Below are 20,938 nucleotides of genomic sequence, written 5' to 3'. Positions count from 1 at the left end.
CTCTCAATCACGTTAAGGATGACGATCGTAAGCTGTGCTTACGATCAAATGGGGCGGATACTTTCTTCATCCAGCTCCGCATCGAAGAATCGACGCAGGGTCTGAATATTATTATCCGCAATAATGGACTCGCGCGCCTGCGCAAGTTTTTCTTCGTATATCGCCTGACGCCACTCCAGCGGCGTACGCACCGCTGGATTATCATCTTCAACGATAGTCAGTTCAACCGTTGAGCCATTTAACGTACTCAACGCTTCAGCCAGTTTTTGTTGTGCACCGCTGTTATTCAAATGACGCTGAGAGGAGCGCAAATGCAAACACACCGTGTTGCCGTTCTCCTCTTTCCAGGCATTTAACGCCACCTGTTCGACCAGTTTTGGTAGCGAAAGTTGGCTCACCTGTGCTGCCCACGGATCGCGCTCAATGGCTTCTGCCGCCAGCTTCGCCGCCAGCTCTGGCGTTTTTTCATGTTCCAGCGCCTTTTTCAGCGCCTTTGGCGTGGCGACCACTTCTTTTTGTTGCATCACTGGGGTGGTAGCCTTCCAGCGATACGCTTCTTTTTTGGCTGGCGCTTTTTCCAGCGCCGATGGTGCCGGACGCGACTGAACGCGATCGGTGACCGAAGCCAGTCTTTCCAGCGCAGCGTTATTCACCGGCCGCGCGCGGGTAGCGGCTGCCGGTTCACTCTTTTTTGCTTTGGTTGCTCCCTGTGCACGCTGTAGTTGCTGGCGCGCCGCCAGCACCTGGCTGGTGGTTTCTGAGAGCGGAACGGTCGGTGCCTGCTGCGGCGCTGATTGCGGCTGTGGCGGCACCTGCATTGGTGTCATTACCGCCGTCGGCGCGACTGGCGCAAAGGACTGGCGCGGCACTTCCGGTTCGGGTAGCGGCATACGCGGATGGAACGCCAGCGCGCGCAATAGCGTCATTTCAACGCCCATGCGTCTGTCTGGCGCATACGGTAATTCTTTACGACCAATCAATAGCGTCTGGTAGTAAAGCTGAATATCTGTTGGCGGTATGGTGCGTGCCAGTTCACGCATCCGCAGCTCAATGGCGGCCATATCATTGCCAAGCGCAGCAGGCGAAAGCTGTACCATCGCAATGCGGTGCAGCAGGCCGAGCATTTCCACCAGCAACGCTTCCCACTCGATACCACGGGCAGCGGCTTCGTTAATCAGCGCCATTACACGCTCGCCGTTGGCTTCCACCATCGCTTCGACCAGCGACAGCGCCTGATCGTCGTCGAGCGTACCGAGCATCGAACTGACCGCCTGGGTCGAAACCTGACCATCACCGCTGGCAATCGCCTGGTCAGTCAGACTTAACGCGTCTCGCAGGCTGCCTTCAGCGGCGCGCGCCAGCAGTTGCAGCGCCCGAGGCTCGTGGGCGATATGTTCTTCGTTGAGAATGTGCTCAAGCTGATGACGAATTTGCTCGACATCCAGCGCCTTGAGATGAAATTGCAGGCAGCGCGACAAAATCGTCACCGGCAGTTTCTGCGGATCGGTGGTTGCCAGCAGAAACTTCACATGCTCTGGTGGCTCTTCAAGGGTTTTTAACAGTGCGTTGAAGCTGTGGCGCGACAGCATATGCACTTCGTCGATCAGATAGACTTTAAAGCGACCGCGCGCTGGCGCGTACTGAACGTTATCCAGCAGGTCGCGGGTATCTTCGACTTTGGTGCGCGAGGCGGCATCGATCTCAATCAGATCAACAAAGCGCCCCTGTTCGATTTCGCGGCAGTTATCGCATACGCCGCACGGCGTCGCGGTAATACCTGTTTCGCAGTTTAGCCCCTTCGCCAGCAGTCGGGCGATAGAGGTTTTTCCGACGCCACGAGTGCCGGAAAAAAGATAAGCATGATGAATACGCCCTAACGACAAGCCGTTCGCCAGTGCGGTCAGCACATGTTCCTGGCCGACGACGTCAGCAAAGGTTTGTGGGCGCCATTTTCGGGCTAAGACCTGATAACTCATTGGCAGGCTCTGAAACGCTGGAAGGTGGATTCACGAAGGGGTAATGCTAACACAGCCCCGTCAGAACGGCGAGGCTGAATGTACATCTTGTGCTGCCCATGGCGCGGGCTGTCGAAAATTAGTGGCCCGGGAACGGGACAAGGCTATAACAGGTAATGCCTTGATTTTCGAGACGCTGTTCACCGCCGAGGTCGAACAGATTAATGATGAATGCAGCGTCAGTGACTTCACCGCCCAGACGACGGATCAATTTCACTGTCGCCTCAATGGTGCCCCCAGTTGCCAGCAAATCGTCGACTACCAATACTTTGTCACCAGGTTTAATGGCATCAACGTGGATTTCCAGCTTATCGGTGCCGTATTCCAGTTCGTAAGTTTCGCTGATGGTTTCGCGCGGCAGTTTGCCCGGTTTACGTACCGGAACAAAACCTACGCCCAGACCCAATGCTACCGGAGCACCAAACAAGAAGCCACGTGCTTCGGTGCCGACAACTTTGGTAATACCCGCATTTTTGTAACGCTCAACCAGCAGGTCGATGCTGAGAGCGTAAGCTTTCGGGTCTTCCAGTAAGCTGGTGACATCACGGAACAGAATGCCGGGTTTTGGGTAGTCCTGAATGCTTTTGATGCTATTTTTGAGATACTCAAGCTGCTGTGCAGTCGCGGTCATAAGTGTATGCCTGCTTGTTACGGTGGTACTCACGGCGCGTTTTAAACGTATCAAAAGTAACTTTTGTTTAACCTTTGACCGCCTGCGCCTGTGCTCGAAAACGCCAGAATGTACTGGCTGTGGGCGATAATTGCAACAGCGATTGTTGTGCTTCAGTGCTTTTCTTGCTTTTCATCAATCACTGGGATTCGCCACATAAAAATCAGCAAACAAGTGAGGATCACCAGCAACAAAATGCGTACCCACGTCATATGCACAAACCACAGTGAAATAGCAAAAGTCACGAGTATCAATAAAATCGCCCGTGGTTTTGCGCCACGCGGCATTGCATGGTATTTCTGCCAGAAGCGTAAATAGCTACCAAACCATGAGCGATACAGCAGCCAGGCGTGAAAACGCGGGGAAGAGCGGGCAAAGCACCAGGCAGCCAACAGGATAAACGGCGTAGTCGGTAATACCGGTAATACCACCCCCAGCGTACCCAACACTACCGCCAGCCAGCCAATGATGATTAAAATGATTCGTTGCATATTGAGTGTTGTCAGCTTACAGAGTGGCTACTTTAGCATAACAATTATCATTTTCATTGAGGTCTTATCGTGAAAACGACCCTGCTGCTGGAAAAACTGGAAGGTCAGCTCGCCACGCTGCGCCAGCGTTGTGTCCCGGTGGCGCAGTTCAGCACGTTAAGCGCCCGTTTCGACAGGCATCTTTTTCAGACTCGCGCGACAACGTTACAGGCTTGTCTCGATGAGGCGGGCGATAACATGGCTGCGCTTCGTCACGCAGTCGAACAGCAGCAGCTGCCGCAAGTAGCCTGGCTGGCAGAACACCTGGTCGCCCAACTGGAAGCGATTGCCCGTGAAGCGGCATCCTGGTCACTGCGCGAGTGGGACAGCGCGCCGCCAAAAATTGCCCGCTGGCAACGAAAAAGGATTCAACATCAGGATTTTGAACGGCGATTACGTGAGATGGTAGCGGAACGTAAAGCCCGTCTGGCACAGGCAACCGATTTAGTAGAGCAGCAAACGCTGCATCGTGAAGTAGAAGCCTACGAAGCGCGTCTGGCGCGGTGTCGCCATGCGCTGGAAAAAATCGAAAACAGGTTAGCGCGTTTAACTCGCTAGCAATGGAGAAAGTATGTCACTGGAAAATGCCCCTGACGATGTGAAGCTGGCCGTCGATTTAATTGTGCTGCTGGAAGAAAATCAGATCCCAGCCAGTACCGTGCTGCGCGCGCTGGATATTGTAAAACGTGATTATGAAAAGAAATTACAGAACGATGATGAGGCTCAAAGCGAAAAATAAATGGGGCGGCTAAATGCCGCCCCTTTCGTTATTACCCTACCGCAGGCGTCGGATCGTCGCCTTTGTAGTCTCGTTTCACTTCCGTCACTTCATCGCCCTTCTCGTTATGCAGATGCACTTCAAGTTGGTTAAAGGCAATGTTGATGTCGTTTTCACGGCACAGCTGATCGATGGTACGGTTCAGTTCATCGACAGTACGGCTACGGTCGCGCAGTTCACGAACGTACAGGCGCAGCTCGTGATCCAGCGTGCTGGCGCCAAACGCAGTAAAGAAGACTTCCGGCATCGGTTCGTGCATCACCCTTGGATGCTCAGTCGCTGCCTGAAGCAGGACTCTGCGTACTTTTTCCAGATCAGAACCGTAAGCCACACCCAGGCGGATCACCAGACGAGTGGTGGTGTCGGTTAACGACCAGTTGATCAGACGCTCGGTTACGAACGCTTTGTTCGGGATGATCACTTCTTTGCGATCGAAGTCCGTAATAGTCGTTGCACGAATACGGATCTTACTGACCGTTCCGGAGAAAGTACCGATAGTTACCGTATCGCCAATGCGCACCGGACGTTCGAACAGGATGATCAAACCAGAAACGAAGTTACCGAAGATCTCTTGTAAACCAAAACCCAGACCTACAGATAATGCCGCAGCCAGCCACTGGAGTTTATCCCATGACACACCAAGCGACCCAAACACTGTCATCGCACCAACGGCAATGATGATGTAGTTAAGGATGGTGGTAATGGCGTACGACGCGCCCTGGCGCATGTTCAACCGCGAGAGCACCAGCACTTCCAGCAAACCAGGCAGGTTGCGGATCAGCGCCCAGGCAACCATCGATGCGATAATCGCAAACAACAGACTGCCCATAGTGACGCTTTTCACCACCGCAGCCCCGGCTTCAGTGCCGTTATAATGCCACAGGGTGATGCTGTCGAGATAGCTGAACACGGTGATCAAATCGGACCAAATCGCCCAGAACATCAAACCAAACAGTGCAAACATCAGCAGCATGGTAATACGCAGCGTCTGCTGGTTAACCTGCTCCAGTGCAATGGTGGGTTCTTCCGGAGGTTCGGCGCCTTCAGCCCCCTCTTTCACCAGATTCTGCCGACGCGCCAGCGCACGGCGCCAGGCGATACGCCGTGCCGCCACGCTTAATCCGCGCAGTACGGTCTGGTACAGCAGGTTCCAGATGATCACCAGATAAACGGTTTCAATCCAACGCCCGGAGAGGCGCAGCGTGGTGTAGAAATAACCCGTAGCGGTCAGCACCATCAGCGCAATCGGGATAATCGACAACACAGTAATGGTGACCAGACGCATGGTGTGCGACTCTTTATCACGCCAGCTTTCGCGGCACATCGGCCACACCAGAAAGGCAATCAGCAGCAGGTTGAAGAAAATCATCGCCTGCCCCAGTACATCATCCATCAGATGCAGTGGGGAGAGTTCTGCCACCACAGACCAGAAATGGATCGGCAGCAACGCGAGGCTGATGCGGACAATTTGCCGACGCCAGTGGCTGGTCTGCTGTTCCGGCATACCAAAGTGACGAACAGCAACGCCATTTTTCTCCAGCACCTTCCAGCACAGACCAAATACCAGCCAAAAAATCGCCAGTTTTTTGCTGAACGACCACAGTAGCTCACTGATGTTGAGCTGCATGGTGAGCAGAATCAAACCGACTGCGAGAATAATCAGACACACCGGTAGCGCGCGGATCAGATCGATAAGGATCGCTTTTGGTGTGTTGAGCTGGCTGTCGTTACGCAGGGAACCTACGGCGGAAGCCAGCTTTTGTTGATACGCTTTCAGCCATCCAAGACGCCAGTGAATCAACCCGGCAATCAGCAGCAGCGGCAAACCAGCGAGGAAAGCGATAAAGACGGCAGGCCAGGCTTTTTCCCAGTTCACCGTAATTTTCATCGACTTGAATTCATCCTGCAGCGTTTGTGGGAACGCTTTAATCCAGTCCCAGTCCATCGGGCGGTTACTGTTCACCCAGAAAATCTGCTGGGTCAGGATGGATTTCAGGTTTTTCGATACGCTCATTAACTGTTGCTGGTTGATTTGCAGGTTAATGGCCATCATGAGTTGGTTGCCCAACTGTTTGTTAAGCTGATCCAGCAATTCGCGACGCATATCAACTACTTGCAACAATGCGTCACGAACTTCATCGTTGACTTCATTCGCATGACCCTCTTCCAGTTTGGCGACATAAGCATCGCTCTGGAAGAGTGCGTCACGCTGCTGGTTCACTTCGAACTGTTCGAGACGCAAATCCGCAATGCGGTTGGTCATATTTTCCAGTTCGTCCGCCGAGGGCAGCGTTTGTTGTTGCTGATAAAGAATACGTGACAGCAGCAGGCTGCCCTTCAGGACAGAAATCTGCTCTTTGATATTGCGTTCCGATTGCAGCGCCCGCTCCAGCCAGTTTTTGACTTTGATGTTTTGCTGCATCAACAAATTGCCGTTTTCAGTGGCGCTAATCAGACGCTGACTTAACTGCTGGTTAATTTCCAGCTCTTGTTTCACCAGCGGATTAGCCTGAATACGCGCAGCTTCGTCCGGCGTTACCGCTTCCTGCGCCGTTTTTTCAGTTAATGTCAGACGCTTGCTGTTCACCGCCTCCTGCAATAGTTGCAGTTCATGTTCCAGACGAGTGCTGTTCGCCGTCACGTAATCGCGTTGCTTTTGCAGGGTATCCTGTAAGACTGTGTTCCCTTCAAGGCTTTTACGTTGCTGGTCAATCTCGGCATTCAACAAAGCCTGCTGCGCCTGCATCAGCACTTTCTGGCTGGGACGTAAGGCTGTCTCACCGACTTCCGTGCCATCCAGGCGGCTGCGAATTTGTTGCAGCTGCTGTGAGGCTGTATACATCGCATTTTGCACGCGTTCAGGCTGCGTCTGTAAAGAAACTAACTGGCTGTTATAAGACGCCAGATCGTTTTGTGCGTTTTGCAAATCGTCCAGCGCCTGAGCAACGCGAGTTTCCAGTTGGCGCAACGAAAGCGTGCTCAGAATTTTGCGCGTTTCGTCGTCGTTGTCCACATCGCTAAGTGCGGTTAACGCTGCGGTCGCCTGGCGCATTTTTTCTGGCGCTTCAGCCACTTTTTGTCGTAGCTGAACCGTCTCTTCTTTTACTCGGTCGATTTTATCGAGAGTGGCTAATGTGTCTGTCAGATCCTGCTGAATCAGTTTGTCCTGAGCAGAAAGATCTTTTTGTTTATTAAGCGAGTCAAGTTGTGCCTGTAGATCCGCTTTCGTCGGTAGATCACCATTCGATGACGCCCGCGCAAAGGCCGTGTTCTGGCATAACAAGACCAAAACAAAAGCAATAAATGCTGAAAAAACAAAATGCCGTGATCGTTTGTAATACTGGAACATAGTCATGATGAATGAAGGTTTCTGAACCTGAAGAACGACCTGAAATAGTCAAGCGGCTAGAATAGCACGGCGTAGAGAGCCAGAATAGCAACAGCGAAAATGTCCAGGAAAAATCCTGGAGTCTGATTCAGGATTTTTCGTTGGTGGCCGGTGTACGAAGCGTAGGGCAAAGAAGATACATTTCCAGCAATACTGCAACGTAATCGCGGGCTTCTTTTTTGAGGTCAAAAGATTGCGGGGCAAAGAGCCAATTTTCCATTAAGCCGGAAATATAGCCGCGCATAATAATTGCTGCGCGACGCGTCATTAAATCTGCCGGCAACATTTTCGCTTCAATACAATGTCTTAACGTTTGTTCTATACGGTCATAACTTTCCAGACAGAGATTACGTTGTGCCTGTTGAACAACAGCCATTTCCCCGACAAATTCGCATTTGTGGAAAATAATCTCCATCAATAATCGACGCCGCTCTTCTGTCACCGTCGATTCAAGAACATGAATTAGTATTTCTCTTAATACTGAGAGTGGATCGTCAGGGAATTTTGCCTGATACTCAAGCTCTAGTTCACCAATATTGGATTCTGACAGCTCCCAGATCTCACTGAACAAATCCGACTTATCTTTAAAATGCCAGTAGATTGCACCACGCGTAACGCCAGCTGCTTTTGCAATCTCTCCCAGTGAGGTGGATGATACCCCCTGCTGTGAGAAAAGACGTAAAGCCACATCGAGGATGTGTTGGCGCGTTTCTTGCGCTTCTTGTTTGGTTTTTCGTGCCATATGTTCGTGAATTTACAGGCGTTAGATTTACATACATTTATGAATGTATGTACCATAGCACGACGATAATATAAACGCAGCAATGGGTTTATCGACTTTTGACCATTGACCAATTTGAAATCGGACACTCGAGGTTTACATATGAACAAAAACAGAGGGTTTACGCCTCTGGCGATCGTTCTGATGCTCTCAGGCAGCTTAGCGCTTACAGGATGTGACGACAAACAGGCCCAACAAGGTGGCCAGCAGATGCCCGCTGTTGGGGTAGTAACAGTCAAAACTGAACCTCTGCAGATCACAACCGAGCTTCCGGGTCGCACCAGTGCCTACCGGATCGCAGAAGTTCGTCCTCAAGTTAGCGGGATTATCCTGAAGCGTAATTTCAAAGAAGGTAGCGACATCGAAGCAGGTGTCTCTCTCTATCAGATTGATCCTGCGACCTATCAGGCGGCGTACGACAGTGCAAAAGGCGATCTGGCTAAAGCGCAGGCAGCAGCCAATATCGCGCAATTGACTGTTAATCGTTACCAGAAGCTGCTGGGTACTCAGTACATCAGTAAGCAAGAGTACGATCAGGCGCTGGCTGATGCGCAACAGGCAAATGCGGCTGTCACTGCGGCGAAAGCGGCTGTTGAAACCGCGCGCATCAATCTGGCTTACACCAAAGTCACCTCTCCGATTACCGGTCGTATTGGTAAATCGAACGTGACGGAAGGCGCATTGGTGCAAAACGGTCAGGCAACTGCGCTGGCGACCGTGCAGCAACTGGATCCGATCTACGTTGATGTTACTCAGTCCAGTAACGATTTCCTGCGTCTGAAACAAGAACTCGCCAACGGCACACTGAAGCAAGAGAACGGTAAAGCCAAAGTGTCGCTGATCACCAGTGACGGCATTAAGTTCCCGCAGGACGGTACGCTGGAGTTCTCTGACGTTACCGTTGATCAGACCACCGGTTCTATCACTTTACGCGCTATCTTCCCGAACCCGGATCACACCCTGCTGCCGGGCATGTTCGTGCGCGCACGTCTGGAAGAAGGGCTTAATCCAACCGCCATTTTAGTTCCGCAACAAGGTGTAACTCGTACACCACGCGGCGAAGCTACCGTACTGGTCGTTGGCGCGGATGACAAAGTGGAAACTCGTCCGATCGTCGCAAGCCAGGCCATTGGCGATAAGTGGCTGGTGACTGAGGGGCTGAAAGCAGGCGAACGAGTAGTAGTAAGTGGGCTGCAGAAAGTGCGTCCTGGTGTCCAGGTGAAAGCACAAGAGATAACCGCTGATAACAACCAGCAAGACGCAAGCGGTGCTCAGCCTGAACAGTCCAAGTCTTAACTTAAACAGGAGCCGTTAAGACATGCCTAATTTCTTTATTGATCGCCCGATTTTTGCGTGGGTGATCGCTATCATCATCATGTTGGCAGGGGGGCTGGCGATCCTCAAACTGCCGGTGGCGCAATATCCTACGATTGCACCGCCGGCAGTAACGATCTCCGCTTCCTATCCTGGCGCTGATGCAAAAACAGTGCAGGATACTGTTACACAGGTTATCGAACAGAATATGAACGGTATCGATAACCTGATGTACATGTCCTCCAACAGTGACTCCACGGGTACTGTGCAGATCACCCTGACCTTTGAGTCTGGTACTGATGCGGATATTGCGCAGGTTCAGGTGCAGAACAAACTGCAACTGGCGATGCCATTACTGCCGCAGGAAGTACAGCAGCAAGGGGTGAGCGTTGAGAAATCTTCCAGTAGCTTCCTGATGGTTGTCGGCGTTATCAACACCGATGGCTCCATGACGCAGGAGGATATCTCTGACTATGTAGCGGCGAATATGAAAGATGCCATCAGCCGTACATCAGGCGTCGGTGACGTTCAGCTGTTCGGTTCACAGTATGCAATGCGTATCTGGATGAACCCGAATGAGTTGAACAAATACCAGTTAACGCCGGTTGATGTCATTACCGCTATCAAAGCACAGAACGCCCAGGTCGCGGCCGGTCAGCTCGGTGGTACGCCGCCGGTGAAAGGCCAGCAGCTTAACGCCTCTATTATTGCTCAGACGCGTCTGACCTCCACTGAAGAGTTCGGCAAAATTCTGCTGAAAGTGAATCAGGACGGTTCCCGCGTGCTGCTGCGTGATGTGGCGAAAATTGAGCTGGGTGGTGAGAACTACGACATCATCGCAGAGTTTAACGGACAACCCGCTTCTGGTCTGGGTATCAAACTGGCGACCGGTGCGAACGCGCTGGATACGGCTGCGGCTATCCGTGCTGAACTGGCGAAGATGGAGCCGTTCTTCCCGTCAGGTCTGAAAATCGTTTACCCGTACGACACTACGCCATTCGTGAAAATCTCCATTCACGAAGTGGTTAAAACGCTGGTTGAAGCGATCATCCTCGTGTTCCTGGTAATGTATCTGTTCTTGCAGAACTTCCGCGCGACGTTGATTCCAACCATTGCCGTTCCGGTGGTATTGCTTGGAACCTTTGCGGTCCTTGCAGCCTTTGGCTTCTCGATAAACACGCTAACGATGTTCGGGATGGTGCTCGCTATCGGCCTGTTGGTGGATGACGCCATCGTTGTCGTAGAAAACGTGGAACGTGTGATGGCGGAAGAAGGTTTGCCGCCGAAAGAAGCCACTCGTAAATCGATGGGGCAGATTCAGGGCGCGCTGGTTGGTATCGCGATGGTGCTCTCTGCGGTATTCGTACCGATGGCCTTCTTCGGCGGTTCGACTGGTGCAATCTATCGTCAGTTCTCCATTACCATTGTTTCGGCAATGGCACTGTCAGTACTGGTGGCGTTGATCCTGACTCCGGCGCTTTGTGCGACCATGCTAAAACCTATCGCTAAAGGCGATCACGGTGAAGGCAAAAAAGGCTTCTTTGGCTGGTTTAACCGCATGTTCGAGAAGAGCACGCACCACTACACCGACAGCGTAGGCGGTATTCTGCGCAGTACGGGGCGTTATCTGGTGCTGTATCTGATCATCGTGGTCGGCATGGCCTATCTGTTTGTGCGTCTGCCAAGCTCCTTCTTGCCGGATGAAGACCAGGGCGTATTTATGACCATGGTTCAGTTACCTGCAGGCGCAACGCAGGAACGCACGCAGAAAGTGCTCAACGAAGTGACGAATTACTATCTGACCAAAGAAAAGAACAACGTTGAGTCGGTGTTCGCCGTTAACGGCTTCGGCTTTGCGGGACGTGGTCAGAACACGGGTATTGCGTTCGTTTCGTTGAAGGACTGGGCTGACCGTCCGGGTGATGAGAACAAAGTTGAAGCAATTACCACGCGTGCAACGCGCGCCTTCTCGCAGATTAAAGATGCGATGGTGTTCGCCTTTAACCTGCCTGCGATTGTGGAACTGGGTACGGCAACCGGTTTTGACTTTGAGTTGATTGACCAGGCCGGCCTCGGTCACGAAAAACTGACCCAGGCACGTAACCAGTTGCTGGGCGAAGCAGCGAAACATCCTGATCTGCTGACCAGCGTGCGTCCAAACGGTCTGGAAGACACGCCGCAGTTTAAGATTGATATCGACCAGGAAAAAGCTCAGGCGCTGGGTGTTTCTATCAACGACATTAACACCACTCTGGGTGCGGCATGGGGTGGCAGCTACGTGAACGACTTTATCGACCGTGGTCGTGTGAAGAAAGTTTACGTGATGTCAGAAGCGAAATACCGCATGTTGCCGGAAGATATCGGTAACTGGTATGTCCGCGCTGCTAATGGTCAGATGGTGCCATTCTCGGCGTTCTCCTCTTCCCGTTGGGAATACGGTTCGCCACGTCTGGAACGTTACAACGGTCTGCCATCCATGGAGATCTTAGGTCAGGCGGCACCGGGTAAGAGTACCGGTGAAGCGATGGCGTTGATGGAACAACTGGCGAGCAAACTGCCTACGGGGGTTGGCTACGACTGGACGGGGATGTCCTATCAGGAACGTCTCTCTGGCAACCAGGCGCCTTCGCTGTACGCAATTTCGTTGATTGTGGTGTTCCTGTGTCTGGCGGCGCTGTATGAGAGCTGGTCGATTCCGTTCTCCGTTATGCTGGTTGTTCCGCTGGGGGTTATCGGTGCGTTGCTGGCAGCTACCTTCCGTGGCTTAACCAATGACGTATACTTCCAGGTGGGCCTGCTTACAACCATTGGGTTGTCGGCGAAGAACGCGATACTTATCGTCGAATTCGCCAAAGACTTGATGGATAAAGAAGGTAAAGGTCTGATTGAAGCAACTCTGGACGCGGTGCGTATGCGTTTACGCCCAATCCTGATGACCTCACTGGCGTTTATCCTCGGTGTTATGCCGCTGGTTATCAGCACTGGTGCTGGTTCCGGCGCACAAAACGCAGTAGGGACCGGCGTAATGGGCGGGATGGTGACAGCAACAGTACTGGCAATCTTCTTCGTTCCGGTGTTCTTTGTGGTGGTTCGCCGCCGCTTTAGTCGCAAGAATGAAGATATCGAACATAACCATACTGTCGATCATCATTGATAGATCTCGTAATCACTAAGGCCGCGCAAGCGGCCTTTTTAATACGTATAATCTTAAAATAACAATGTTTACAGCTAAGCTCACAAACGGAAGTTAGTTTTAACGCTACATAAAATTCATAAAAAATGCTTATTGTTAGTTAATTTATATTAAGTGGTAGCAATAGGTATAATAACCCATAGACATCTAGAGGCTATTCTTAATTATTTGCGGCAATCCTTTATTTATTCATATCAATTACATCATAATCAGAGTAATCCTGGGTATTAGTGTGACAAACTCCCGTCTCATTTTATCACCCCCGATGCAAGGATCCTGATTACGTTATGAATAGCATCAAACAAACTGCTTTAGCCTTTACGTGGTTGATGCAGGGTGAAAAAGTAAGCCTTTTCCTCCTCCTCCCACTAATTGTAATTTTTCGTAATAATGCGATGAAAACCTTCATAGAGTGGATTATAGTTAATCTAACAACTGTGAGGGCAAGTCCAGGTCAGTAGGTTTTCCCACCCCGAAAGGTGTCCGTTAGTTCAACCACTAAGAAGGGGACGCGTTATGGATGAATACTCACCAAAAAGACATGATATTGCACAGCTTAAATTTCTCTGCGAAACCCTGTATCATGACTGTCTTGCAAACCTTGAAGAAAGCAATCATGGTTGGGTTAACGACCCTACCTCGGCTATCAATCTGCAGCTAAATGAACTCATTGAGCATATTGCGACCTTCGCACTTAATTACAAAATTAAGTATAATGAAGACAATAAGCTCATTGAGCAGATAGATGAATATCTGGACGACACCTTTATGTTGTTCAGTAGTTATGGTATTAATATGCAGGATCTCCAGAAATGGCGGAAGTCAGGTAACCGACTGTTCCGTTGTTTTGTGAACGCCACTAAAGAGAATCCTGCGAGTTTATCTTGTTCTAATTATTACAACCATGGGTAGAAGTATGTCCGATAAGCCTTTAACGAAAACCGATTATTTGATGCGTTTGCGTCGTTGTCAGACAATTGACACGCTGGAACGTGTTATCGAGAAAAATAAATACGAATTATCAGATAATGAACTGGCGGTATTTTACTCAGCCGCAGATCACCGTCTTGCAGAATTGACCATGAATAAGCTTTACGACAAAATCCCTTCCTCGGTGTGGAAATTTATTCGATAATTAAACAGTATAACCCCTGAACTATAACCATCTGTTTATTAGACATATTTTATTTTTACTATGACGACATGCCGCGTGTGACCTCCGTCACACAGAGGTAACGGGAACGTTCTCATCACTGACATTTCGTATTACTGTGTTGCCCCATTTCCAGCAACCGGGTCGTCAGTAATGAGCACAGAAAAAGAAAAGATGATTGCTGGTGAGTTGTATCGCTCGGCAGATGAGACTTTATCTCGCGATCGCCTGCGCGCTCGTCAGCTTATTCACCAATACAATCATTCCTTGCCGGAAGATCAATCATTACGCCAACAAATCCTCACCGATTTACTCGGTCAGGTTGCGGATGCGTATATTGAGCCCTCCTTTCGCTGCGACTATGGCTATAACATTTTTCTCGGTAAAGGGTTTTACGCGAACTTCGATTGCGTGATGCTTGATGTCTGCCCTATTCGTATAGGCGATAATTGTATGCTGGCGCCTGGCGTCCATATTTATACCGCGACCCATCCTGTCGATCCCGTAGCACGTAATAGCGGTGCTGAACTAGGGAAACCGGTGACTATCGGTAACAACGTCTGGATTGGTGGTCGTGCCATCATTAACCCGGGGGTTACTATTGGCGATAACGTCGTAGTGGCATCAGGAGCCGTCGTCACCAAAGATGTCCCTGATAATGTTGTCGTAGGCGGTAACCCGGCCAGAATCATTAAAAAACTGCAACTACAATTTGCAACTGTTATGCAAAATTGTAGCTAATCTGTTACTTTTCTCATATCATTCCCACGTTAAAATAGGGTGTTCCCTGGAGAGTTGCAGATACCACGAAGGCAAAAGATGACCGAAATACAACGCCTGCTGACCGAAACAATTGAATCTCTGAATACGCGCGAAAAACGCGACAACAAGCCCCGCTTTAGTATCAGTTTTATCCGCAAACATCCGGGGCTGTTTATTGGCATGTACGTTGCCTTTTTTGCCACGCTGGCAGTGATGTTGCAGTCTGAAACGCTGTCAGGTTCAGTCTGGCTCCTGGTAGTGTTATTCATCCTGCTCAACGGTTTCTTCTTTTTTGATGTCTACCCACGCTACCGCTACGAAGATATCGACGTACTGGATTTTCGCGTTTGCTATAACGGCGAATGGTATAACACGCGCTTTGTCCCTGCTGCGCTGGTTGAAACCATACTGAACTCGCCGCGTGTCGCGAATATCCACAAAGAACAGTTGCAAAAAATGATCGCCCGTAAAGGTGAGCTGTCTTTTTACGATATTTTCACCCTGGCTCGCGCCGAATCAACATCTTAAGTCAGGATTTCACACCAGGCGTAAGCTCTGCGCCTGGTCAATTGACAATGATCGTTGCCACCCATCATTTCATGAAATACTGACCTTACCCACTTATCTCCTGCCAGCCTTTTTTCACAATCAGATATACTTTCCCTACACTGTGTTAATAAGGACATGCTGGTGAGAACACGACATCTGGTCGGCCTGATTTCGGGAGTACTGATTCTTTCAGTACTGCTGCCTGTCGGCTTAAGCATCTGGCTGGCCCATCAGCAGGTAGAAGCGTCGTTTGTTGAAGAGCTGAATACCTATTCCTCCCGCGTCGCTATTCGGGCCAATAAAGTGGCGACGCAAGGAAAAGATGCACTACAAGAGCTGGAAAGATGGCAAGGCGGAGCCTGTAGTGAAGAGCATCTCATGGAAATGCGCCGGGTTTCATACAGCTATCGCTATATTCAGGAAGTGGTTTATATCGATAACAACGTTCCCCAATGCTCTTCTCTGGAACATGAAAGCCCACCGGATACCTTCCCGGAGCCGGGGAAGATTTCAAAAGATGGTTATCGGGTCTGGTTAACCTCACACAATGACTTAGGTATTACCCGTTACATGGTTGCTATGGGAACCGCACATTATGTAGTGATGATCGACCCCGCTTCCTTTATCGACGTGATTCCTTATAGCTCATGGCAAATTGATGCCGCCATTATTGGCAATGCCCATAATATTGTCATAACTAGCAGCGACGAAATTGCCCGGGGTATTATTACCCAACTGCAAAAAACCCCCGGTGAGCATATCGAAAATAATGGGATCATTTACGATATTCTGCCCTTCCCGGAGATGAATATTTCCATCATCACCTGGGCTTCAACGAAAATGTTGCAAAAAGGCTGGCATCGGCAGGTCTTTATCTGGTTGCCTGTAGGGTTGTTAATTGGCCTGCTGGCAGCAATGTTTGTGTTGCGCATTTTGCGCCGTATCCAGTCTCCGCATCATCGCCTGCAGGATGCCATCGAAAATCGTGATATTTGCGTGCACTACCAGCCGATTGTCTCCTTAGCCAATGGCAAAATTGTCGGAGCTGAAGCACTGGCGCGCTGGCCGCAGACAGACGGTAGTTGGTTGTCGCCAGATAGTTTTATTCCGCTGGCACAGCAAACGGGTCTTTCTGAGCCACTGACGCTGCTGATTATAAGAAACGTGTTTGAAGATATGGGCGACTGGCTGCGACAGCACCCGGAACAACATATTTCCATCAATCTTGAATCCACAGTGCTCGCCTCGGAAAAAATTCCGCAACTGCTGCGAGATATGATCAATCACTACCAGGTTAACCCCAAACAGATCGCTCTTGAACTCACTGAACGTGAGTTTGCCGCTCCGAAAACCAGCGCCCCGATAATTTCTCGCTACCGGGAGGCGGGCCATGAAATTTATCTCGATGATTTTGGTACGGGGTATTCAAGTTTAAGTTATTTACAGGATCTGGATGTCGACATTCTGAAGATCGATAAATCCTTCGTTGATGCGCTGGAATATAAAAACGTCACGCCGCATATCATCGAAATGGCAAAAACGTTGAAACTGAAAATGGTGGCGGAAGGGATCGAAACGGGTAAACAGAAAGAGTGGCTACGTCAGCATGGCGTGCATTACGGTCAGGGTTGGCTGTACAGCAAAGCGTTGCCAAAAGAAGATTTCATACGCTGGGCAGAATACCATCTGTAAATTTTGGGGGCTGGCGGCACGCCGCACAGCCCGTCACGCTACTCGTCGATGATTGACTCAAACCCACCGTAAATCATCCGTTTGCCATCAAACGGCATTGATTCGCCGAACTCTTTCATTCGTGGGTCAGACATCATTTTTTGATTGGCAGCGTCGCGGACCTCTTTTGAAGGATATTCAATCCAGCTAAACACCACTTCCTCATTCTCTTCCGCTTTCACTGCCATGCGAAAATCGGTCACTTTGCCGTCTGGCACATCGCTGGCCCAACATTCAACAATGCGAAGCGCGCCAAACTCTTTAAACAGTGGCGCGGCCTTTGCGGCCATTTCTCGATAGGCATCTTTATTTTCGGCAGGAACAGCAACCACAAAACCATCAACATACTTCATCAGAAATACCTCCGAAGCGTACTGCGCAGCCAGACAATTCTTGCGGCGTCAGTCGTGGTTAAAGTTTAGCCATATTAGGATTTTTTGACGAAACGGCGGGAGCAGAAATGGGTGGGGGCCCTGCCAGCTACATCCCGGCACACGCGTCATCTGCCTTGGCTGCTTCCTTCCGGACCTGACCTGGTAAACAGAGTAGCGTTGCGGGAGAACCAACAGAGCCCCCATTGAGAGCGTTGAGAACCAACGCGCAGGCGCATTATCACTGCTGCCCCTGCTAATTGCAACCCATTGCGTGCCGGATGCTGGTTTCTTGCGCAATGCGGCTTCACTCTGGCGTTTTTCCAGATTATGCTGAAAAATTACCTCAGGAAGAAAAGATGGAAAAAGAAGATTCATTTCCCCAACGCGTCTGGCAAATCGTCGCCGCTATTCCCGAAGGCTACGTCACCACTTACGGCGATGTCGCGAAACTGGCGGGATCACCCCGCGCCGCACGCCAGGTCGGTGGAGTATTAAAGCGTCTACCCGAAGGCAGCACCCTCCCCTGGCATCGGGTGGTTAATCGTCACGGCACAATTTCGTTAACCGGCCCGGATTTGCAGCGTCAACGGCAGGCATTACTGGCAGAAGGCGTGATGGTATCGGGAAGCGGGCAAATCGACTTACAGCGTTATCGCTGGGATTACTAACCCTCTCCAGGCGGAGAGGGTTAATGGCGCTTAGTATTGCGTAGGGGCCGGAACTGCCGAAGACGGATTCACCTGAGTTGGTGAAGTCGAAGGTACGGTAGTCGTCGCACCACCGCTGGCCTGAACCGGCACGGCGGTTTGCTGAACCGGCACTAATGTCAGGTCAGCTTTGGTTCCGCCCTGATTGATCACCGGTTGAACGGTATCGGTGATAAACACCAGTTTGTCGTTCACGGTAACCGCCGCACTCAACAGGATACGTGCGTTCGGTTGAACGTCTGCCGGGTTAAATGGCAGAACAAAACTGAACGGTGACTGTTTACCTTCGGTACGTACTGCTTTCTGCGCCAGAACTTTAGAAGGCGCATCCGCTAACGACGCGTCAGAAAGTGTCACGGTCAGCACGGCATCAGGCGGCAGTGCGACTTTCTGACGGATCCAGACCGTACCGGAAACATTCGGTTGTTGTATAGCAGGTTGCTGTGTCGCTGCAATAGACGTATTTGCAGCCGGTGCTAGCGTCTGGATATCCGCGCTTTTATCCGCGCAAGCCGCCAACGCAATCGCAACCGCTAAACCACTGGCCATGTGCACGAGTTTCATTCACTTCTCCTTATTATCAATGCACCAGCGGGCTAACTTTCCTCGCCGGAAGAGTGGTTAACAAAATAGTAACGTCAATAAGTGTGGCACATGTCACGTATTAACGCCTGCATTTAGCCCGTAATTCAGACCATTGCACCCATCGGACCAGTACCAAAATTGCGTTATACTCAACTCACTTTGGCTTGCTGCGGCAGCTTTGTTACTGGAGAGTTATATGAGTCAGGCGCTAAAAAATTTACTGACATTGTTAAATCTGGAAAAAATTGAGGAAGGACTCTTTCGCGGCCAGAGTGAAGATTTAGGTTTACGCCAGGTCTTTGGTGGCCAGGTTGTGGGTCAGGCCTTGTATGCTGCAAAAGAAACTGTCCCTGAAGAGCGTCTGGTACATTCGTTTCACAGCTACTTTCTTCGCCCAGGCGATAGTAAAAAGCCGATTATTTATGATGTTGAAACGCTGCGTGACGGTAACAGCTTCAGCGCCCGTCGGGTTGCTGCTATTCAAAACGGTAAACCGATTTTTTATATGACGGCCTCTTTCCAGGCACCAGAGACCGGATTCGAGCACCAAAAAACAATGCCATCCGCGCCAGCGCCTGATGGCCTGCCTTCGGAAACGCAAATCGCCCAATCGCTGGCGCACCTGCTGCCGCCAGTGCTGAAAGATAAATTCATCTGCGATCGTCCGCTGGAAGTCCGTCCGGTGGAATTTCATAACCCGCTGAAAGGTCACGTCGCAGAACCTCATCGTCAGGTATGGATCCGCGCAAATGGTAGCGTGCCGGATGATCTGCGCGTTCATCAGTACTTACTCGGTTACGCTTCTGATCTTAACTTCCTGCCTGTTGCCCTGCAGCCGCACGGCATCGGTTTTCTCGAGCCGGGGATCCAGATTGCCACCATCGACCATTCGATGTGGTTCCATCGTCCGTTTAATCTGAACGAATGGCTGTTGTATAGCGTGGAGAGCACATCTGCTTCCAGCGCACGCGGCTTTGTGCGCGGAGAGTTTTATACCCGGGACGGCGTGCTGGTTGCCTCGACAGTTCAGGAAGGGGTTATGCGTAATCACAATTAAAAAAACAGCCGGAGGTGAAAACCGTCCGGCTATTTTTTGCAGTGCTTGTTACGCGTTATAAGCATTTTCGCCGTGACTGTTAACGTCCAGTCCTTCGCGCTCCTGCTCTTCTGGTACACGCAGGCCAACTGTCAAATCCGCCAGTTTGTAGCCGATAAACGCCACCACACCAGACCAGACAATCGTAATGGCGATGCTTTCCAGCTGTACCAGCAGCTGATGCCCCATCGTCACACCTTCGGCGAAGCCCACACCACCCAGCGAACTGGCGGCAAAAATCCCGGTCATGATACAGCCGACGATGCCACAAACGCCGTGTACCCCAAAGACATCGCAGGGATCATCCACCCGCAGCAGGCGTTTGAGCATGGTAACGCCCCACAAGCCCGCCAGACCGGCTACCACGCCGATAATCAACGCGCCGCCAACACCAATGTAGCCACAGGCAGGCGTCACGCCGACCAGACCGGCAATCGCGCCAGAACACGCCCCCAGCAGTGAAGGCTTACCGCGCAGCGCCCATTCACCGAAGATCCAGCCAAGAATTGCCGCCGCCGTTGCGACCACAGTATTCACAAATGCCAGTGCCGCGATTTCATTCGCCGTGCCCGCTGACCCGGCGTTAAAGCCAAACCAACCGATATAGAGAATGGCAGTACCGGTAAAGACCATTGGCAGGTTGTGCGGTTTAAACGCCTCTTTGCCGAAGCCCACGCGTTTTCCTATCAGATACGCGCCCACCAGACCGGCGATTGCGGCGTTAATGTGCACCACCGTGCCACCCGCGAAATCCAGCGCACCGTGAGAAGCCAGCAAACCACCGCCCCACACCATATGCGCAATCGGAATGTAAGAGAGCGTCAGCCATACCACCACGAAAATCAACACAGCTGAGAAGCGGATTCGTTCCGCCAGCGCCCCAACAATCAAGCCTACGGTAATGCAGGCAAACGATCCCTGAAACGCTACGTGGATATACTGATAAATGCTGCCCATCACCGCCGTCAGTTCGATGTTTTTCAGCATCAGCCAGTTAATGTTCCCGAAGAAGTTGTTGCCCTCACCAAACGCCAGCGAGTAACCGTAAACCACCCAGAGAATACAGACCAGTGCAAACGTCACCGTCACCTGCGTCAGCATCGACAGCACGTTTTTGCCGCGAATCAACCCACCGTAAAACAGGGCAATCCCCGGAATAGTCATAAACAGCACCAGCGCAGTACAGATCATCATAAACGCATTGTCGGCTTTATCGGCCACCGCAGGTGCAGCCATTACCAGTCCCGGCAGCATCGCCAGTGAAGCAAGCCCAGTTTTTATCGTCGCTATCTTCATTTTTCGTTCCTGTTGC

At 51.0% G+C, this 20,938-nt stretch carries 19 protein-coding genes, 1 other RNA gene and 1 other annotated feature; of the genes, 11 read left to right on the top strand and 9 right to left on the bottom strand.

The window, feature by feature from the left end; genetic code table 11:
* Positions 1–44 precede the first annotated feature (44 nt).
* The 3 genes from dnaX to C3D30_RS04805 form a co-directional block, all read right to left on the bottom strand.
* On the bottom strand, positions 45–1,976 hold the full coding sequence (gene dnaX, locus C3D30_RS04820) for a DNA polymerase III subunit gamma/tau (protein ID WP_021550354.1): 1,932 nt from the start codon (positions 1,974–1,976) through the stop codon (positions 45–47).
* Positions 648–712: a sequence feature (DnaX frameshifting element), on the bottom strand. It overlaps the preceding gene by 65 nt.
* A gap of 118 nt (positions 1,977–2,094) precedes the next feature.
* Positions 2,095–2,646 carry an adenine phosphoribosyltransferase gene (gene apt / locus C3D30_RS04815; protein ID WP_001515901.1) on the bottom strand — a complete coding sequence of 184 codons (552 nt, stop codon included), beginning with the start codon at positions 2,644–2,646 and terminating at the stop codon, positions 2,095–2,097.
* A gap of 152 nt (positions 2,647–2,798) precedes the next feature.
* On the bottom strand, positions 2,799–3,176 hold the full coding sequence (locus C3D30_RS04805) for a DUF454 family protein (protein ID WP_001188909.1): 378 nt from the start codon (positions 3,174–3,176) through the stop codon (positions 2,799–2,801).
* Between the two features lie 69 nt (positions 3,177–3,245).
* On the opposite strand from C3D30_RS04805, the gene priC reads away from it, so the two are divergent.
* Positions 3,246–3,773, top strand: a complete 528-nt coding sequence (gene priC / locus C3D30_RS04800) for a primosomal replication protein N'' (protein ID WP_000858964.1) — start codon at positions 3,246–3,248, stop codon at positions 3,771–3,773.
* Positions 3,774–3,786: 13 nt separating this feature from the next.
* Complete coding sequence (gene rsmS / locus C3D30_RS04795) at positions 3,787–3,954, top strand: pleiotropic regulatory protein RsmS (protein ID WP_000051150.1); 168 nt, start codon at positions 3,787–3,789, stop codon at positions 3,952–3,954.
* 31 nt (positions 3,955–3,985) lie between these two features.
* Here rsmS and mscK read toward each other — a convergent pair whose 3' ends face one another.
* Positions 3,986–7,348 (bottom strand): mechanosensitive channel MscK, encoded by a 3,363-nt coding sequence (mscK, locus tag C3D30_RS04790; protein WP_000177767.1) that lies wholly within the window; start codon positions 7,346–7,348, stop codon positions 3,986–3,988.
* Between the two features lie 121 nt (positions 7,349–7,469).
* Positions 7,470–8,123: a multidrug efflux transporter transcriptional repressor AcrR gene (acrR, locus tag C3D30_RS04780; protein WP_105286541.1), complete on the bottom strand. Its 654-nt coding sequence runs from the start codon at positions 8,121–8,123 to the stop codon at positions 7,470–7,472.
* Positions 8,124–8,264: 141 nt separating this feature from the next.
* Here acrR and acrA point away from each other — a divergent pair, with 141 nt between their 5' ends.
* The 7 genes from acrA (at position 8,265) to pdeB (ending at position 16,825) form a co-directional block, all read left to right on the top strand.
* Complete coding sequence (gene acrA / locus C3D30_RS04775) at positions 8,265–9,458, top strand: multidrug efflux RND transporter periplasmic adaptor subunit AcrA (RefSeq protein WP_010347661.1); 1,194 nt, start codon at positions 8,265–8,267, stop codon at positions 9,456–9,458.
* A 22-nt stretch (positions 9,459–9,480) separates the two neighbouring features.
* The gene (gene acrB / locus C3D30_RS04770; RefSeq protein WP_001132458.1) at positions 9,481–12,630 is read left to right on the top strand and encodes an efflux RND transporter permease AcrB; all 3,150 of its coding nucleotides are present in this window, start codon (positions 9,481–9,483) and stop codon (positions 12,628–12,630) included.
* A gap of 555 nt (positions 12,631–13,185) precedes the next feature.
* Positions 13,186–13,581 (top strand): Hha toxicity modulator TomB, encoded by a 396-nt coding sequence (tomB, locus tag C3D30_RS04765; RefSeq protein ID WP_000344801.1) that lies wholly within the window; start codon positions 13,186–13,188, stop codon positions 13,579–13,581.
* Between the two features lie 4 nt (positions 13,582–13,585).
* Positions 13,586–13,804 (top strand): hemolysin expression-modulating protein Hha, encoded by a 219-nt coding sequence (gene hha / locus C3D30_RS04760; RefSeq protein ID WP_001280991.1) that lies wholly within the window; start codon positions 13,586–13,588, stop codon positions 13,802–13,804.
* Between the two features lie 171 nt (positions 13,805–13,975).
* Positions 13,976–14,563, top strand: a complete 588-nt coding sequence (maa, locus tag C3D30_RS04755; protein ID WP_105286540.1) for a maltose O-acetyltransferase — start codon at positions 13,976–13,978, stop codon at positions 14,561–14,563.
* A 78-nt stretch (positions 14,564–14,641) separates the two neighbouring features.
* Positions 14,642–15,112, top strand: a complete 471-nt coding sequence (locus tag C3D30_RS04750) for a YlaC family protein (RefSeq protein WP_010351650.1) — start codon at positions 14,642–14,644, stop codon at positions 15,110–15,112.
* 162 nt (positions 15,113–15,274) lie between these two features.
* Positions 15,275–16,825 (top strand): cyclic di-3',5'-guanosine monophosphate phosphodiesterase PdeB, encoded by a 1,551-nt coding sequence (pdeB, locus tag C3D30_RS04745; protein WP_105286650.1) that lies wholly within the window; start codon positions 15,275–15,277, stop codon positions 16,823–16,825.
* A gap of 38 nt (positions 16,826–16,863) precedes the next feature.
* Here pdeB and C3D30_RS04740 read toward each other — a convergent pair whose 3' ends face one another.
* Positions 16,864–17,217: a DUF1428 domain-containing protein gene (locus C3D30_RS04740; protein WP_000878148.1), complete on the bottom strand. Its 354-nt coding sequence runs from the start codon at positions 17,215–17,217 to the stop codon at positions 16,864–16,866.
* 118 nt (positions 17,218–17,335) lie between these two features.
* Positions 17,336–17,432, bottom strand: an RNA gene (gene ffs, locus C3D30_RS04735) — signal recognition particle sRNA small type.
* Positions 17,433–17,594: 162 nt separating this feature from the next.
* Here ffs and C3D30_RS04730 point away from each other — a divergent pair.
* Entirely contained in the window at positions 17,595–17,906 is a 312-nt protein-coding gene (locus C3D30_RS04730; RefSeq protein ID WP_000409909.1) for an MGMT family protein, read from the top strand.
* Between the two features lie 30 nt (positions 17,907–17,936).
* Here C3D30_RS04730 and C3D30_RS04725 read toward each other — a convergent pair whose 3' ends face one another.
* Positions 17,937–18,509 carry a YbaY family lipoprotein gene (locus C3D30_RS04725; protein WP_105286539.1) on the bottom strand — a complete coding sequence of 191 codons (573 nt, stop codon included), beginning with the start codon at positions 18,507–18,509 and terminating at the stop codon, positions 17,937–17,939.
* Between the two features lie 217 nt (positions 18,510–18,726).
* Here C3D30_RS04725 and tesB point away from each other — a divergent pair, with 217 nt between their 5' ends.
* A complete protein-coding gene (gene tesB, locus C3D30_RS04720; protein WP_105286538.1) occupies positions 18,727–19,587 on the top strand; it encodes an acyl-CoA thioesterase II in 861 nt (286 codons plus the stop codon).
* A gap of 48 nt (positions 19,588–19,635) precedes the next feature.
* On the opposite strand, the gene amtB is transcribed toward tesB, so the two are convergent.
* Positions 19,636–20,922 (bottom strand): ammonium transporter AmtB, encoded by a 1,287-nt coding sequence (gene amtB / locus C3D30_RS04715; RefSeq protein WP_000685029.1) that lies wholly within the window; start codon positions 20,920–20,922, stop codon positions 19,636–19,638.
* Between the last annotated feature and the right edge of the window lie 16 nt (positions 20,923–20,938).

The sequence above is a fragment of the Escherichia sp. MOD1-EC5433 genome (genome assembly GCF_002966005.1).
Classification (GTDB): domain Bacteria; phylum Pseudomonadota; class Gammaproteobacteria; order Enterobacterales; family Enterobacteriaceae; genus Escherichia; species Escherichia ruysiae.
The sequence above is the reverse complement of the archived record's forward strand: the minus strand, read 5'-3'. Positions and strand labels throughout refer to the sequence as shown.